This is a genomic window from Tardibacter chloracetimidivorans (assembly GCF_001890385.1).
GTDB lineage: Bacteria > Pseudomonadota > Alphaproteobacteria > Sphingomonadales > Sphingomonadaceae > Tardibacter > Tardibacter chloracetimidivorans.
The window spans coordinates 3,235,001-3,251,311 of the sequence record NZ_CP018221.1 but is presented as its reverse complement, the minus strand read 5'-3'; the positions used below and the strand labels follow the sequence as shown (position 1 = coordinate 3,251,311).

Genomic DNA, 16,311 nt, shown 5'->3' with positions numbered 1-16,311 from the left:
ACGGGCCGGTGAAAGACGCTATTGCGGCCGCCCATGAAACGTTCTCCCCTTGCGCCCGAGTCATTTCCCGAACTCCCCCCGGTTCCCGGCGTGCGGCTTGCAGTCACGCGAGCGGGCTACAAGGGCTGGGACCGGGCGGACCTGACCTTTGCCGCCCTTGACGAGGGAACGACCGTCGCCGGCGTGACGACGAAATCGCGCTGCCCGTCGCCAGAAGTCGACTGGTGCCGCACCGCCCTGCCGCTGGGCCGCGCGCGGGCGCTGGTAGTGAATGCGGGCAATTCCAACGCCTTTACCGGAAATCGCGGCCGGGCGGCGGTCGAGGCGATCACGGCGCGCGTCGCCAAGGCGCTTGGCTGCCAGCCGTCGGACGTGTTCGTCGCATCGACGGGCGTCATCGGCGTGCCGTTGCCGATCGACAAGGCGGAGGCGGGGATCGACTCGGTGCTTTGCAGCGAGCGCGCCACCTGGGAAGAAGCGGCCGCCACCATCATGACGACGGACACCTTCCCCAAGGCTGCGGCCCGGTCGGCGGTGATCGGCGACAGGACGGTGAACATCGTCGGCATCATCAAGGGTTCGGGCATGATCGCGCCCGACATGGCGACCATGCTCGGCTTCATCTTCACCGATGCGGCGGTGGACGCGGCCTTTCTCCAGCAGATGCTGGGCGCGGCGAACCGGCAGAGCTATTCCTGCATCACCGTGGATGGCGACACCTCCACGTCCGACACCGTCCTCGCCTTTGCGACGGGCAAGGCGCGCAATGCGCCGCTCACCTCCGTTGACGACCCCGGAGCCGACGCCTTTCAGGCGGCGCTGACCGACCTGTGCATCGATCTTGCCCAGCAGGTCGTCCGCGACGGCGAGGGCGCGTCGAAGTTCATCACCGTGGACGTCACCGGCGCGGAGAGCGACGCAAGCGCCCATCGCATCGCCATGTCGATCGCCAACTCGCCGCTGGTAAAAACAGCAATGGCGGGCGAGGACGCGAACTGGGGCCGCGTGGTGATGGCCGTCGGCAAGGCCGGCGAACCGGCCGAGCGCGACCTGCTTTCAATCCGCTTCGGGATGACTGAGGTGGCGCGCCACGGCCTTGCCGTCGAGGGCTATGACGAAGCGCCGGTGGCCGCGCATCTGAAGGGCAGCGAGATCGAGATCGGAGTCGACATCGGCCTTAGGGGCGGCCGCGCCACTGTGTGGACGTGCGATCTGACGCACGGCTACATCAGCATCAACGCCGACTATCGGAGCTGAAACGAAAACGTCCCGCAGCGAAAGGCCTCTCCGAATAGAGGCCGGGTTTGGACGCGAACCGTGCTAATGTGCTTCTGCGAGTCTTTGCGCTCACCTTGAGGCGGCTCGCGAGTACCCGGACCCAGCTTTCACCCCGCAAGCTTTCGGGCTCCCGGAAAGGGGGCATCATCGTGAACCGAGCCATCCATCCAGACGTCGAGCGCAATCTGGCGCTGGCAATCCTTGCCTCGTCGCCCGCGCCGGCCCTCCTGCTTGACGGGGATCTGACCGTAATCGCCGGCAGCACCTCCTTTTATCGTGCCTTTGGCCTTGATCCCCAGAACGCAGAAGGACGGCCGCTATTCACGCTCGGCGCAGGCGAATGGGATGTGCCGCAACTTCGCTCGTTGCTTGGCGCCACCCTGTCGGGCCACGCAAGGATCGAGGCTTATGAGATGGACCTCAAGGGTGCCGCCGCACCCCGACGGCTGGTGCTCAATGCCCAGAAGCTCGACTATGGCGACATGGAACAGGTCCGCCTGCTGCTGACCATATCCGACGTCACCGATGCTCGCAGCAGCGAGAAGCTCAAGGACGACCTGCTGCGCGAGAAGGCGATCCTGCTCCAGGAGCTTCAGCACCGCGTCGCCAACAGCCTCCAGATCATCGCCAGCGTGCTCATGCAAAGCGCGCGGCGGGTGCAGTCAGAGGAGGCGCGCGGCCATCTCCACGATGCCCACAGCCGGGTCATGTCGATCGCCAGCCTCCAGCAACAGCTCGCGGCATCGAGCCTGGGCGATGTCGAGCTGCGCAGTTATTTCACCCAGCTTTGCGAGAGCCTCAGCGCATCGATGATCCACGATCATGATCAGGTGTCGATCGCGGTGACCGCGGACGGCAGCGCCGTGAATGCCGATATGTCGGTCAGCTTGGGGCTGATCGTAACCGAACTCGTCATCAACGCGCTGAAACATGCCTTTCCCGGTGATCGCAGCGGCAAGATCCTCGTCGATTATCATTCGCATGGATCGGACTGGACATTGTCGGTCAGTGACAATGGCGTCGGAACGCCCGAGACCCTTGCCGGGGCCAAACCCGGCCTGGGCACCAGTATCGTCGAAGCCCTGGCCAATCAGCTGGGCGCCGCCGTGGAGACGGAGGGCGGCTATCCGGGAACCACGGTCTCGGTTACGCACACAGAGTCTTCAGCATCCAGGCTGGCAACCCATGCGGTATAGGATCTGAACGGGTTTGGGCCGGATGCTGAAACGGGTTCAGTATGACGGCCACTCCCAGCCTGAGACTAGGCCAGCTCACCCTCAAGCCAGCTCTTGAGCTGACTCTTGGGCGCAGCGCCCACCTTGGTCGCCACCGCTTCGCCGCCCTTGAACAGGATCATCGTCGGGATGCCGCGCACTCCATAGCGGGCGGGAGCGTCGGGGTCTTCGTCGATGTTGAGCTTGGCGATCGTCACCTTCCCGCCCAGCTCATGGGCAATTTCCTCCAGCGCCGGGCCTATCATGCGGCACGGGCCGCACCATTCCGCCCAGAAATCGACCAGCACCGGCGTGCTGCTGGAAATGACGTCGCTGTGGAACGAAGCGTCGGTGACTTTCTTGGTGGCCATGGGTCGGAATCTCCAATGTGTCGTTCAAATCTAGGTGGTGCAGCGCCGCCGTACAACATGCGACGCGCCAATAACGTCTTCAGCCGCTGATAGCCGCTCTTGGCATGGGCCGGTGCGGCGAAAGCACGTCCTCTTCCAGCCGGATCAGCCGTGGCCCCGAGGTATAGAGCAGCGCGGCCTCCACCAAACGGCCGGGAAAGACCGTTTCCAGCGCGGCGACATAGGCGGCCATCTGCCGGAGATGATAGACCGGCACCTCTGCCAGCCCGGCGGGAACGCGGCTGCCCGTCTTGAAATCGATCACCCGCACATGGCCGTCCGTGACCAGCAGCCGGTCCACCGTACCCGCCACCACCGTTTCCCCGACAACCGCGGCGACCGGCGCTTCGGCGAGCGCGTCCGGAGCGAAAATGTCGGCGAATGCGGGATCGTCGATCACCCGCATCGCAGCGTCGACCAGCACGGCGCGGCGCGCTGAATCGGGTTCACGCCCCGGCCGCGACAGCCATTGTTCGGCAAGATCGCGGCGGCGGGCGGGCGGGGCGGCGGGCAGCCGCTCGAACAATCCGTGAAGCAGCGAGCCCCGGCGCGCCGCATCAGCAGCGGCCGGCGGGAGCGGCGGATCGGTGACGCTGTCCTCGCCAAGCGACGAGGGCGCAAGCGGGCGCGGCGGTGCCTGCTCTGGCGGGGGCGAGGCGTGGACCCATTCCGGAAGGACCGGAAGCGGCAGCGGCGCGCGCGGCTTTCGCGCGGCGGCGCGGCCCTTGCCCGTCCGATAGACGCGCATCTCGCCCCAGCCGGGATGCGGAACCCCATCCGCCTCCAGCCCCTCCATCGCCCGCGCGGCGGCGGCATACCAGCTTGCGTCCGGAACCTGCCCCCTGGCCCTGGGGCCAAGCGAACCGGAGACGACCAACACATCCTCGGCGCGGGTCATTGCGACATAGGCCAGCCGCCAATGTTCCTGCCGGGCGCGTTCGGCCGCATCGGCAAAGGCCTCAGCAACCGGCCCGCGCGCCTCCTTGGGGGAGCAATGCAGGGGCAAGGGCAAGGCTCCGTTCGCCATCGCCACCATCGCGTGATCGGCGGCGTTGCGGTCAGGGTCCTTGGTCGCATCGGCAAGGACGACAAGCGGCGCTTGCAATCCCTTGGAGCCATGCACCGTCATGATCCTGACCGCGTCGCGCGGAGCGGACGGATCGCGCTTCACCTCCACGTCTTCCCGCTCCACCCAGTCGAGAAAGCCCTGGAGCGAAGGGAGGTTCGCCGCCTCGAACGCGAGCGCTGCATTCAGCAACTCATCCAGCGGGTCGCGCGCTTCCTCGCCCAGCCGCCGGAGCAGCCACCTTCGCCCGTCGAGCGGGCCGGACAGCACCGTTTCAAGAAATTCGTAGGGAGCGGCGAAATCCGCCATCGCAAGCACCGCGAGCAGCCAGTCGGCCGCCGCCTTCATCGCGGGATCGGTCTCGGCAGCCTGCCGCAAGCGCCGCCACAGGCCGCCCCGGCGATCATGGGCCAGCGTCAGAAGCTGATCCTGCGAGAGCCCGATCAGCGGCGACACCAGCAATGTCGCAAGCGTCAGATCGTCGCCCGGCTGAAGCGCGAAGCGGATAAGCGCAAGCATGTCCTGCACGGCGAGCGGGGCCGTGAGCCGCAGCCGGTCCACGCCCGCGACTGCAACGCCTTCCTCATGCAGCCGGGCGACAAGCAGGGCGGTGAAATCGCCGCGCGAGCGGACCAGCACCAATATGTCCTCGGCCTTCAACGGCCGGCCCTTCGCCTCCAGCCGGAAGGGATTTACGGGATCGACCCATTCCGCGATCTGTCGGGCGAGCTTTTGCGCATGCAGCCGTTCATGGCCGCCGACCCATTCCTCCTCGCCTTCGGGCGCGTCTTCCTGATCGTCTTCGTCCGGCAGCGCCTCGCGCGTCGGCGGCAGCAGAATGACCTGCCCCGCCTCACCCGTCCTGCTGGTCTGGTGAAGCGGAATGCCCCGGTCCAGCCCGAACGCCTCGGGGCCGAGATCGGCGATCAGCCGGTTGACGACATCCAGCACCGCGCCCGTCGAGCGGAAGGACTGGGCAAGGTCCAGATCGTGCAAGCGCCCGCCCGACTGGCGGACCTGACCGTCGAACCATTGCCGCGCCTGATCGAACTCGCGCGGATCGGTGCCCTGAAAGCTGAAGATCGCCTGCTTGAAATCGCCGACCGCGAAGACCGTGCGCCGCAGCCCGCGCGCGCCCTCGCCCGCGAAGAACTCCTCCGTCAGCCGGGACGCAATGGTCCATTGCGCGCGGTTGGTGTCCTGCGCCTCGTCGATCAGGATATGATCCAGCTTCTGGTCCAGCTTGTAGCGCACCCATGCGCCCATGCCGTCGCCGGAAAGCAGGGCGGCGGCGCGTTCGATCATGTCGCCATAATCGATGACGCCCTGACGCTCCTTCTCGGCGGCATAGCCCTGCGCCACCTGCCAGCCCGCGCGAAGCGTCACCCCAAGCCATTCGGCCAGATCTGCGCGAGCGCGAAGATCGAGTATTGCCGAGCAGCTGTCGTGCAGCCGCTCGCACAGCGACGCATATTCCGGTTCGGTCCCCCTCTGCCCCTTCTGAACGGCCCGCAGCTTCCCGTCCTTCGTACAGGCGACCGAAAGAAGATCCGGCAGGAGCCGCGCGCGATCCGCCGGAGAGGCGGCAAGCCAGGCGGCGATCACATCGGCATGGGTAAGGCCCGTTTTCGTGGCCCAGGCGGCATTGGCGGCCGCGATCCGGCGGACGATCTCAACCGGGAAGCTGCTGTCCGCGCAGGCTGCCGCCATCGCGCCGTCGACATCCTCGGGCACGTCAAGGAAGCGCCTGAGCCGGGGGGTGATCTCCTCGCGCGAGCGGAAGGCCTGCAGCGCGGCAGCATGGTTCGTCATGCGCCCCAGCATCTGCATCAGCTTGCCGCCGTCCCCCATGCGGACGCTGATCGCCCGGAAATCATCCAGAATCGGATCGCCGGTGCGTTCCGCCTCCACCAGCACCTCGGCCAGCACCCGGCGCTTCAGCACCTCGGTCGATCGTTCGTCCAGCGCGGCAAAGCCCGGCGCAACCCCGCTTTCCATCGGAAAGGCGGCGAGCAGCGACTGGGCGAAGGCGTGGATCGTCTCGATCCTGAGGCCCCCCGCCGCTTCCAGCACACGGGCGAACAAGGTGCGCGCGCGGGCGATCATCTGGTCGTCATTGGGCTCGCCAAGGTTGAACAGGTGCTGGCGCAGTTCCTTGTCCGGGCAGCGCACCCAGCGCGCGAGGACGCCGTTCAGCCGCTCGGCCATTTCGGCCGCCCCCGCCTTGGTGAAGGTGATGCAGAGGATGCCCGCCGGGTCCGCCCCGTTCAGCAGCAGCCGGAGCACACGGGCAGTGAGCACCTGTGTCTTGCCGGTGCCAGCCGAGGCGGACACCCAGGCGTGCTTGCGCGGATCGGCCGCGACCGCCTGATTGTCGAGCAGCGGATAGCTCTTGCGCGCGTCAGCCATCGCCGGTCCTCTCGCGCCCCAGCCATTCGGCGACGCGGGCAAGCTGGTCGTAGTCCGAAAAGAGCGCATATTGCGGGTGGAGCTTTGCGACGAACGGCTGCGTGCCGGTCAGATATTTTTCGGCGGCGTCCGCAAACTCGGCGGCGCAGAAGGCCGCGAACGCCTCCGGCTCGATCCAGTCGCTCTTCTTCTCCTTCAGCGCGCTGCGCGCCTCGCCCGGTTTTTCGCGCCCGCCAGACAGCCGCCAGTAATCGAACCGGAGCGCAGTGCCGGTGACCGGATCGAACGCGCCCTGATCGGCCAGCCAACCCAGCAGGCCAAGCTGTAAGGCGAAGCCCGCCTTCAACTGGCGCGTCGACGGCGGCTTGCCCGTCTTGTAATCCACAATCCGCAGCGCGCCGTCCCGCGCATCGATGCGATCGGCCCGGCCGTTGAGTGCGACGCCGGCATGCGTGCGCTCGCCCCTTGCCTCGACAGCCACGGGAAGCCAGCCGTCGGCCATGTCGCTGCCAAGCTGTTCCGCCGCCCATTGCACAGCCCGGAGGACGCGCGGCTGCCACAGCACGCGAAGCAGCGGATGCTCTGTCCAGTCGCCGATCATCTTTTCCGCGCGGGCGATCAGGAGCGCCGGGTCGCGGCCGCCGTCCTCCTTCACCCAGGCTTCCATGATCGCGTGCATCGCATTGCCGCGATCGGCCGCCGACGGATCGACATCCACAGGATCGCGCCGGACGAGCCGCAGGATGTGCTTTGCGTAGAACTCGTAAGGATCGGCCTTCAGCTTGTCGACCGCAGTCACCGAGATTTTCTTCGGCCGCTGATCCGCCGGGGGGCGGGGTGCAGGGCGGCCGACCGGCCGCGCCTTTCCTTGCGGTGCGTCCAGCCCGGCCGCCCAGCCGGGAAGCAGCGGCTGGCGCGGCATTCCGCCCGTCATCGCCTCAAGCCTGAGCCACAGGCGCGAGGCGATGGTCGGCTTCGACACATCGCGCCGGGCGCGGGTGACGAGAACCTGCGGCGCACCGAGTGCCGAAACGAAATCATGCGCGGCAAGGCCGATGCGCCGCTCCAGCCCCGGCAGCCCAAGCTCCGCCCGGATACGGGGGGCGAGCCACGGATCGGGCGAAGGAAGCGCGGGCCACACGCCTTCGTTGAGCGAGCCGAGGATCATCAGGTCGGCGCGTTGCAGCCGCGCTTCGATCAGTCCGTAAATAGCAAGGCGGGGATGCCCGCCCGCCGGCGGGCGGACCGCCACCTCGTCCATCATATGGACAAGAAGGGCGGGCAGTTCAGCCGGATCGACCTCTCCCAACGCACCGCCATGCTGGCCGAGCCGGACAAGCAGGTCCGATGCCGCGCGCCCCGCCGGGCCCGCCCAAAGCGCATCGCCGCACAGGGTTTCGCCAGCCGCGATCAGCACCTCGACAAGCGCGGTCAATGTGACCCGCCGTTCCGCGAATGCCTGCTCAAGCGGACGCAGCAGCGGCTCCACGGTCGCCCACCAACCCGCAAGCGCCAGTCGCTCCTCGCGATCAAGCCAGTGCGGGCCCTGGAGAGCGGCGAGTTGGGCCAGGTGCGTGGCGATCCCGTCCAGCCCCGCGCCGGGGCGGGGGCCGCGCAACGCCTTGTCGAGTGCGCGCACCTCCTCCAGCCAGCCCAGCCGCTCCTCGCCCGCGCGGATCAGCGGGTGCTTCAGCAAGGCAAGCAGGGCGACCGGCGCAAACCGTTCCGCCGCCGCATCTGCCAACAGCGCAAGAAATGCCCCGGCGGGCGTGCGGGAAAGCGGCAGGCCGGCGGAATCGTCGATCGCGATTCCCCAGCGCTTCAGGTGCGCGGCCACGCGGCGGGCGAGCCCGCGATCCGGCGAGACGAGCGCTGCAGTCTGCTCCGGCGTATCGAGCGCGCGGCGCAGGGCAAGCGCGATCGCCTGCGCCTCTTCCCCCGGAGTCGCCGCTTCAAAGAAGCGCACGCCCGGAATGCGGCGGTCGCGCGCGGACATATCCTGCCATTTGCCGGTGGTTTCAGCCGGGGTCATCGCCGCCTCCACCGCGCGCGTGCGGGCGGCAGGCGCATCACGCCCGCCTCCCCAGCGCCAGCGCGTCACTTCGCCCCGGCCCACGCCCATATGGTCGAGAAGCAGCTTCAACTGGAACTGCGGATGGCTTTCGCAATGATAGACGCGCCCGTCGCCGGTCTCGACCGGCCCGAGAAGATCCCACTCCTCATCTGCCATGCCGAGGTCCAGCCCCGGCAGCACGACTTCCCCATCTGGCAGACGCGAGATCACGCGCAGCAGGCGGCCGACGGCGGGGGCGGATGTGGTGATGCCCGCCGCTATGACAAAGCCGGGAGGCGGATCGTCCCGCCAGCACCGGGCAAGGCCGTCGAACATCAGGTTGCGCCTGGCCACCGCATCGGTCTGGCCCAGGCCGCTCAGAACCTCCGGCCATTGCTCGGTCACGATGCGGAGGAACTTCAGCGTCTGCTGCCAGTGCGCCGCGACATTTTCAGGCACTGCCTCCGCAAGCCGCGAAGCGGGCACTTCCTCGGCCACGAGTTGGTCGAGCGTGCGGGCAAGCTGGCCCGCCAGCCGCACCGCCTCCGCCGCGCCCATCGGCCGCCCTTCCAGATCGCCGAAGCGCTGGACCAGCCGCGCAAGCATCAGCCGCCGCGCGCATCCGTCGATGGCGGCGGGGATTTCGGCCGCGTGGCCAAGATCGTCGAAAGCGACGCCGACCGCCTCGTCCAGATCGAGGCCGCCGATCGGCGCCATGCGCGGCAGCAGCAGCCCGCGCGTGCCGAGCCGCCGGACGAAGGCGTCCGACAGCGCGCGGCAGGAGCGGTTGTTGGGCAACAGCACCAGCCCCCGCGCCAACACCATCGGATCATCCCCCGCCCTTGCGAGCAGCCCTGCGGCAAGCGCATCGACAAAGGCCCTGTGCGGGGGAATAGTGGAGACGCTGGGCCTTGCGCCCTCAGCCATGCGTAATCATCGCTTCGGTTTGCGCGCGGGCGCGCGGCGTGCCGACATCGAACCACAGGCCCTGATGAGAGATTCCGTAGCAGCGGCCCGCCTCGATCGCCCTGTCCCACAGCAGGTTCATCGAGAACGCGCCTTCGGGCGGATTGTCGAACAGGCGTTTCGACACCAGCTCCACTCCGGTGAAGACGAAGGGCGCGACCCGGCCGGCCCTGCGGCGGGAGACCCTGCCGCTTGGGTCCATGTGGAAATCGCCGAAGCCGGTGTGGCAGTTGGCGCGCGCCAGCGGCACCATCAGCAGCAGCGCGTCCATTTCATCTGCGTTCCAGCGCTGGGCAAGTAGTCGCAATGTGTCGACCGGACCGTCCACCCACAGATTGTCGCTGTTGACGATGTAGAACGGGTCGTCGCCGATCAGCGGCAGCGCATGAACGACTCCGCCGCCCGTCTCCAGCAGCTTCGTCCGCTCGTCGGAAATGCGGATATCCATATCCTGCGGGCGCGACTTCAGATGCGCCTCAAGCGCGTCGGCCAGATAATGGACGTTGACCACGGCCTGGCTGATCCCCGCGGCGCGCAGCCGATCCAGCGCGCGGTCGAGCAGCGTGCGCCCGGCCACCTCCACCAGCGGCTTTGGCCGTGTCGCGGTGAGCGGCCGCATGCGCTTGCCAAGCCCGGCCGCCAGCACCATCGCCGTCCCGGGCATGTCGACCGCCGGGCTGGGCCTCAGCGCAAGCGGGCGGCGAAACCGGCTCATGCTTTTTCCCTCCACGCCTCTGCCCGTGCCGAAGCGGGCAGATTGGCATCGAACCATTGCCGGACCGGGACAAGCGCCGGATGCGCGAGATTGCGGTCCAGGCAGCCCCATACGCGCGGCTGGAATGCGAGGTAGCCGGGCTTTCCGTCGCGCTTCCACAGCCGGGTAAAGATGCCGAGGATCTTGGTGTTGCGTTGCGCGCCAAGCACTTCATAGGCCGCGCGAAAGGCGTCGGCGTCGGCCACGCCCGCCGCTGCGACATAGCGCCGGATCATCGCTTCCTCCAATTCGGGCGCGACGTCGCGCCGCGCGTCCTGAAGCAGCGAGACAAGATCATAGGCGGGGTGCCCGGCAAGCCCGTCCTGAAAATCGAGCAGGCCAAGCGCCCTGATGCCCGCGCGATCCGGCAGCCACATCAGATTGTCGGCGTGATAGTCGCGCAGCACCAGCACGGGCCGGCGCGCAGTCTGTTCCAGCACCGGGCCAAGCGCTTGCTCCCACGCGGTGGCAAAGGCGGGGGCATCCACCGCCACCCCAAGCGCGGGGGCGTACCATTCGGTTAGCAGTCCCGCCTCGCGATGAAGCACGGCGGCGTCATAGGCGGGCACATTGCCGGGGGGTGAGCGGTGCAGTTCGGCCAGAAGATCGATCGCGCGCTCGTAGATGCCGCGCTCCAGCCCCGGCTCGCGCTCCAGCAGCGGATTGACGCGGGCGTCGCCAAAATCCTCCAGCAGGATCAGACCCTTGTCCATATCCTTCGCCAGCACGTCCGGCGCGGAAAAGCCCAGCCCGCGCAGATGGGCGGCGATGGCGAGGAACGGGCGGCTGTCCTCATGTTCCGGAGGCGCGTCCATCAGAACGGCGGTGCGGCCGCCCTGTACCACGCGAAAATAGCGGCGGAAGGAAGCGTCGCCCGCCAGCGGCAGAATATCGGCGTCCGCCCAGCCTGAGCGGGCAAGAAACGCGGGTGCGGCGGGCGGCGGGATCATCGGGGAGGCCATCGTCCTCCCCAAGCGGGCGGCACGGTTGCTGTCAAGCGCCTCCGGTCTCCGCCTGCCCCATCGATGCGGATGACAAGCGCGTCCGGCCACAGCCAGCTTCCCAGCCGCTCGGGCCATTCGATCAGCAGCGCCCCTTCGGAAAGCGCCTCGTCCAGTCCCAGTTCTTCCGCCTCTTCGGGATGCGAGAGGCGGTAGAGATCGACATGCCAGACGGGCAATCGCACCTCGGGCGGGGCATAACTCTGGACAAGGGTGAAGCTGGGGCTGGGCGCTTCGGCCGCAAGGCCAAGCCCTTCCAGAACGCCGCGCGCCAGCGTTGTCTTGCCCGCGCCAAGATCGCCGCTCAACGCCACGACATCGCCCGTGCGGAGGCAGCCGGCGAGCCGCGCCCCGAATGCGCGCATCGCCTCTTCGCCGGAAAGCTCGATCATGCGGGCCTGTGATGCCGGGGGATGGCGAGCGTCACCGTCGTTCCCGATCCGACTTCGGAATGAAGCTCCACCGTGCCGCCATGCAGGCTGACATAGCGGCGGACCAGCGCCAGCCCAAGGCCGCCGATCGACGAGCCGACGCCTTCATCCTCGCGGTTGAACGGACTGAACACCCGCTCCTGCTGTTCAGGCGCAATGCCGATGCCGCTGTCGGACACGGTGATTCGAACCCCCTCGCGGCTTCCCTCGGCGAGCACCATCACCCGGCCGCCCGCAGGCGTGAAGTTGATGCTGTTCGACAGCAGGTGATGAAGGCTGGCGCTCAACCTTCGCTCGTCGCATTCGATGCGCCCGGCATTGGCGCGCACCCGCACATTCAGGTCCAGCTGCTTTTCGGCCAGCATATCCGCCTTGGCTGCGACCGCGGCATCGACCAGCGCCTTCACCTCCACCGGCTGGATATCAAGCTCCAGCGCGCCCGCGTCGGAAATGGCGAGGTCTAGGATGTTGTCGATCAGCCCCTGCAACCGATCCGCCGATTCCAGGATGGCGCGCATATATTCGCCCTGCTGACCGTTCAGATCGCCCGCATAGCCGCCGGTCAGCATTTCGCTGAAGCCGAGGATCGAGGTCAGCGGAGTCCGCAATTCATAGCTCATATTCGCGACGAAGGCGGATTTCAGTCGGTCGGCCGCTTCCAGCGCTTCATTCCGTTCCCGCAGCGCCGATTCGATGCGGCGGCTGTCGGTGATGTCGAGCATGGTGAAAAGGGCGTTGCCGTCGGGCAGCGGCACGGCGGCGAACTCCAGATGCCGCCCGTCCTTCAACGACAGGCGGCCGCTGCGCTGGCGGCGGTCGGTGGTGGCGGAGCGGACGAAGTGCTTGAGCATCTCCGCCCGTTCCGGCCGTGCGAGCGCCTGGGAGGCGATGGAGACAAGCTGGTCGATCGCAGGATGCTCCTGAAGCTCCTCGTGGCGAACCCCCCACATGTCGGCGAACCGGCTGTTCCACAGCTGCAGCCTGCCGTTGGCGGCGAACACGCAGACCGCCTCGAACAGATTGTCGAGCGTCGCCGCCTGGACGCGGAGCAGCGTGTCGCGCGAGCTGGCGAGGCGGAACTGCTCGGTCCGGTCCTCGAAGATGACGAGCAACCCGCCATCGGGATGCGGCTGGGCGAAAACGCGCAGATGGGAACCTTCGGGAAGCGCCCATGTCTCCTCGATCGCCTCCGAAGCAGTGGTGAACCACTGCCGCCGCTCGTTGCGCCAGCTCAGGAAGTCGCGCTGCTCGGGGATGCGCCGCTTCTCGCGCATCCGCTCGAGCAGGCGATCGAACTCCGGCCGTTCCGCCAGCCATTCCGGCTCAAGCGCAAAGATGCGGGCGAACGGCTGGTTGAAGAACACGAGCGTCCGGTCCGCGCCGAACTGCGCGACTCCGGCGGACAGCCGATCCAGCGTGTGGCGTTGCGCGCGCGAAAAGCGCAGCAGCTCGGCGCGGGTCTGCTCCAGATCCTCAATGTCGAAGGCAAAGCCCGCCACGCCCGCTCCCCCCAGCGGCACGTCCAGCACGCGAAACATCCGGCGTTCGCCAGCGACGATCGCGGGCGCGGTACGCACCAGGGGGCGGTTGTCGGCCTTTGCCTGGACCGCGGCTTCGCGAGGCGCCATACCTCTTGAATCGTCGAACAGCTCTGCCCCACGCGCCACCGCCTCGGCCGCGCTTGGTGCCTCCACCGCACTCACATAAGCGCTGTTGACGAGCGTCAGCACGCCATCGCCCCGGCGGTGCCAGATCGGGAAAGGCGCGGCTTCGATCAGCGCGGAAATGGCCGTGAGCGCCGTTGACATCTGATCCACGCGCCCGGCCAGACTATCCCGCTCCGACTGCCATTCGGTGACGTCCGAGAACCAGACCACGACGCCCCCGTCACCGACCAGCTCCGGCTCGGCGATCCGCCCCTCGGCCCTGAAGATGCGGTCCTCGCCCTTGGCGTGCAGCAGCCTTGCGAACGGCCGCCCGCTGACTGGCATGCTTGCGATGTCGTCGATCAGCCCGGCGATATCCTTCGCCTCTATGCGATCATCAAGGCCGTGGAGATCGTGCAGGCTCTGCGGCTCGGCAGAAAGGCCCATCAGCGGGAGCAACGAAGCGGACGAAGCGGTTTTCCGGTCGCGGGAAACGAGCAGATAGGCCGCGGGCGCGGCGGCCACCAGCGCCTTGAGCCGCGCGTTGGCGCGACCGGCCAGACGCGCCTCGGACGCCCAGCGGATCGACCGCGCGACCGCCCATGCAGCGCCGACCAGCCAGACGCCGGTGACAAGCCCGATAAGGGTGACAGGAGACAGGCCCAGCGTCTCGCGGCCGAACGCGCCTGTGGCGGCGGCGGCCGGCATCGCGGCGCACATCGACCCGGCCGCAGCCGGTATCAGCCATAAACCCCTGCTTCCCACGGCCTCCACCACTAACCATTTGAAGGAAGGGTGGGAACCGCCTTTCCGTGGCGGCGTGAAACAAATACGGCGCCGATCCGATGATGGACCGGCGCCGTTGTCGGCAGTTCGAAAAGTCGTCAGTAGCGGTAATGATCCGGCTTGTACGGCCCGCTGGTGGCGACGCCGATATAGGCGGCCTGCTTTTCCGTGAGCGTCGTCAGCTTCACGCCCAGCTTTTCCAGGTGCAGCGCGGCCACTTTTTCGTCCAGGTGCTTGGGCAGCACATAGACCTTGTTCTCATATTCGCCGCTCTTGGTCCAAAGCTCGATCTGCGCAAGCACCTGATTGGTGAAGCTGGACGACATGACGAAGCTGGGATGGCCCGTCGCGCAGCCCAGGTTCACCAGCCGGCCCTTGGCCAGCACGATGATCTTCTTGCCGTCGGGAAACTCGACCTCGTCCACCTGCGGCTTGATCTCGTCCCACTTCATGTTGGCGAGGCCGGCAATCTGGATCTCGCTGTCGAAGTGGCCGATGTTGCAGACGATCGCGCGATCCTTCATCGCCCGCATGTGATCGACGGTGATGACGTCCATGTTGCCCGTGGCGGTGACGAAGATGTCGGCGCGCCGGGTCGCCTCTTCCATCGTCACGACTTCATAGCCTTCCATCGCCGCCTGCAGCGCGCAGATCGGATCGACTTCGGTGACCAGCACGCGCGCGCCTCCATTGCGCAGCGACGCCGCCGAACCCTTGCCGACATCGCCGAAGCCCGCGACGCAGGCCACCTTGCCCGCCAGCATCACGTCGGTGGCGCGGCGGATCGCGTCGACGAGCGATTCTTTGCAGCCATAGAGATTGTCGAACTTGGACTTGGTGACGCTGTCGTTGACGTTGATCGCCGGGAAGGGAAGCTTTCCGGTCTTCGCCAGCTCATAAAGGCGGTGGACGCCGGTGGTGGTCTCTTCCGACACGCCCTTGATGGTCTTCACCGTTTTGGTGAGATAGCCCGGCCGTTCGGCAAGGAAGCGCGTCAGCACCGCGCAGAAGATTTCCTCCTCCTCGTTCGACGGGGTGAACAGCGTCTCGCCCGCCTCCACCCGCGCGCCCCAGAGCGCGAACATGGTCGCGTCGCCGCCGTCGTCGAGGATCATGTTGGCGGTGGTGTCGCTGCCCCAGTCGAAAATGCGGACGACATAATCCCAGTATTCCTGAAGCGTTTCACCCTTGAAGGCGAACACCGGGATGCCGGCCGCCGCGATCGCCGCCGCCGCATGATCCTGAGTCGAAAAGATGTTGCACGAGGCCCAGCGGACGTCCGCGCCAAGCTCCACCAGCGTCTCGATCAACACCGCCGTCTGGATGGTCATGTGCAGTGAGCCGGTGATGCGCGCGCCCTTCAGCGGCTTTGAGGCGCCATATTCGCCGCGAAGCGCGACAAGGCCCGGCATCTCGGTCTCGGCGATCTCAATCTCCTTGCGGCCCCATGCAGCAAGGGAAATGTCCTTGACCTCAAAGTCGGTGAAGTCGCCCGCGATCTGGGTGGCCACGATAATGCTCCTGCTCTCGAATCCAGCACCTCGCGTCCGACTCATAACAATATCTATATATGAGGTGGGTCACGAAGCGGCCCCTCCTACCCCCCTGCGCGGGCAGATGCAAATACCGAGCGGCGCCGGGCCCAATAAAATGGGCAGGCTGCAATGACCTGCCTCAGCGCGAGAGGCGGAAGAGGACAACCGCCTGTCAACAGAAAGACGCGCCCGAGGCTATCTACTGCTGGCCATCCGTACGGGACAGGCTCCGCCCTTCATCTCCGGCTCAAGCCCATGGTCTTCGGCAAGCGCGACAAGATCGATCGCGCGAGCGGTTGCGGCGCGTTTCGCCAGTCCCACCATTTCCCCGCAGGCCGCCGGATCGGCGCTCGTCGCGCCATAGGCATTGGCGAGCGCCGTCGCATAGCGATCATAGCCGCGCTGGCCCGCCGACCGCCCGTCCATGCGGATAAAGCGAGCGCGAAGAACGTCGTTGTGCCGCTGGATGCTGGCGCGATGGACAACGACAAAGCGGTTGTAGGCCGCCAGCATCTCTGGTCCATAGCCGCGGCATTTGAGCCCGGCCACCATCATTCGCGTCTGCAGGTCGCGGACCTTGGCGGCGGCGACTTGGCTCGCCTGCCAGCAGCCTGACCCCGCCTCCGCCTCGGAAGCGCTCATACAAAACATGGCCACCGCGACGACGGCAGCCCCGATGTTCTTTCCGATTTTCATGACCCCGACCCCCGCACGGGGACCTAGCCAATCCCCCGACCTTCATGTTCCATTATGGAGGATTAA

11 protein-coding genes are annotated in these 16,311 nt (G+C 67.2%); 2 read left to right on the top strand and 9 right to left on the bottom strand.

Features of this window, described 5'->3' with window-relative positions; all coding sequences use genetic code 11:
- Positions 1 to 33: 33 nt before the first annotated feature.
- Positions 34 to 1,257 (top strand): bifunctional glutamate N-acetyltransferase/amino-acid acetyltransferase ArgJ, encoded by a 1,224-nt coding sequence (gene argJ, locus BSL82_RS16900; protein ID WP_072598402.1) that lies wholly within the window; start codon positions 34 to 36, stop codon positions 1,255 to 1,257.
- 170 nt (positions 1,258 to 1,427) lie between these two features.
- Positions 1,428 to 2,474: a sensor histidine kinase gene (locus BSL82_RS16895; protein ID WP_158010994.1), complete on the top strand. Its 1,047-nt coding sequence runs from the start codon at positions 1,428 to 1,430 to the stop codon at positions 2,472 to 2,474.
- A 65-nt stretch (positions 2,475 to 2,539) separates the two neighbouring features.
- On the opposite strand, the gene trxA is transcribed toward BSL82_RS16895, so the two are convergent.
- The 9 genes from trxA to BSL82_RS16850 all read right to left on the bottom strand — a co-directional run bounded on the left by trxA (position 2,540) and on the right by BSL82_RS16850 (position 16,245).
- Positions 2,540 to 2,863, bottom strand: a complete 324-nt coding sequence (gene trxA / locus BSL82_RS16890; protein WP_072598401.1) for a thioredoxin TrxA — start codon at positions 2,861 to 2,863, stop codon at positions 2,540 to 2,542.
- A 79-nt stretch (positions 2,864 to 2,942) separates the two neighbouring features.
- A complete protein-coding gene (addA, locus tag BSL82_RS16885) occupies positions 2,943 to 6,377 on the bottom strand; it encodes a double-strand break repair helicase AddA (RefSeq protein WP_072598400.1) in 3,435 nt (1,144 codons plus the stop codon).
- The gene (addB, locus tag BSL82_RS16880) at positions 6,370 to 9,357 is read right to left on the bottom strand and encodes a double-strand break repair protein AddB (protein WP_072598399.1); all 2,988 of its coding nucleotides are present in this window, start codon (positions 9,355 to 9,357) and stop codon (positions 6,370 to 6,372) included. Before addB ends, addA begins: the two co-directional genes overlap by 8 nt.
- Positions 9,350 to 10,060: a nucleotidyltransferase family protein gene (locus BSL82_RS16875; RefSeq protein ID WP_072598867.1), complete on the bottom strand. Its 711-nt coding sequence runs from the start codon at positions 10,058 to 10,060 to the stop codon at positions 9,350 to 9,352. The genes addB and BSL82_RS16875 overlap by 8 nt, the downstream gene beginning before the upstream one ends.
- A 47-nt stretch (positions 10,061 to 10,107) precedes the next feature.
- A complete protein-coding gene (locus BSL82_RS16870; RefSeq protein ID WP_072598866.1) occupies positions 10,108 to 11,100 on the bottom strand; it encodes an aminoglycoside phosphotransferase family protein in 993 nt (330 codons plus the stop codon).
- The gene (gene tsaE / locus BSL82_RS16865; protein WP_072598398.1) at positions 11,097 to 11,543 is read right to left on the bottom strand and encodes a tRNA (adenosine(37)-N6)-threonylcarbamoyltransferase complex ATPase subunit type 1 TsaE; all 447 of its coding nucleotides are present in this window, start codon (positions 11,541 to 11,543) and stop codon (positions 11,097 to 11,099) included. Before tsaE ends, BSL82_RS16870 begins: the two co-directional genes overlap by 4 nt.
- Positions 11,540 to 13,993, bottom strand: a complete 2,454-nt coding sequence (locus BSL82_RS16860) for a sensor histidine kinase (protein WP_226998509.1) — start codon at positions 13,991 to 13,993, stop codon at positions 11,540 to 11,542. Before BSL82_RS16860 ends, tsaE begins: the two co-directional genes overlap by 4 nt.
- A 119-nt stretch (positions 13,994 to 14,112) precedes the next feature.
- A complete protein-coding gene (gene ahcY, locus BSL82_RS16855; protein WP_072598397.1) occupies positions 14,113 to 15,525 on the bottom strand; it encodes an adenosylhomocysteinase in 1,413 nt (470 codons plus the stop codon).
- A 219-nt stretch (positions 15,526 to 15,744) separates the two neighbouring features.
- Entirely contained in the window at positions 15,745 to 16,245 is a 501-nt protein-coding gene (locus tag BSL82_RS16850; RefSeq protein WP_072598396.1) for a hypothetical protein, read from the bottom strand.
- Positions 16,246 to 16,311 lie beyond the last annotated feature (66 nt).

Excerpts from the sequence above, each read along its gene's own strand:
- argJ (WP_072598402.1), top strand. The coding sequence starts at position 34 with ATGAAACGTTCTCCCCTTGCGCCCGAGTCATTTCCCGAACTCCCCCCG.
- trxA (WP_072598401.1), bottom strand. The coding sequence starts at position 2,863 with ATGGCCACCAAGAAAGTCACCGACGCTTCGTTCCACAGCGACGTCATT.
- addA (WP_072598400.1), bottom strand. The coding sequence starts at position 6,377 with ATGGCTGACGCGCGCAAGAGCTATCCGCTGCTCGACAATCAGGCGGTC.
- addB (WP_072598399.1), bottom strand. The coding sequence starts at position 9,357 with ATGGCTGAGGGCGCAAGGCCCAGCGTCTCCACTATTCCCCCGCACAGG.
- BSL82_RS16875 (WP_072598867.1), bottom strand. The coding sequence starts at position 10,060 with ATGCCCGGGACGGCGATGGTGCTGGCGGCCGGGCTTGGCAAGCGCATG.
- BSL82_RS16870 (WP_072598866.1), bottom strand. The coding sequence starts at position 11,100 with ATGATCCCGCCGCCCGCCGCACCCGCGTTTCTTGCCCGCTCAGGCTGG.
- tsaE (WP_072598398.1), bottom strand. The coding sequence starts at position 11,543 with ATGATCGAGCTTTCCGGCGAAGAGGCGATGCGCGCATTCGGGGCGCGG.
- BSL82_RS16850 (WP_072598396.1), bottom strand. The coding sequence starts at position 16,245 with ATGAAAATCGGAAAGAACATCGGGGCTGCCGTCGTCGCGGTGGCCATG.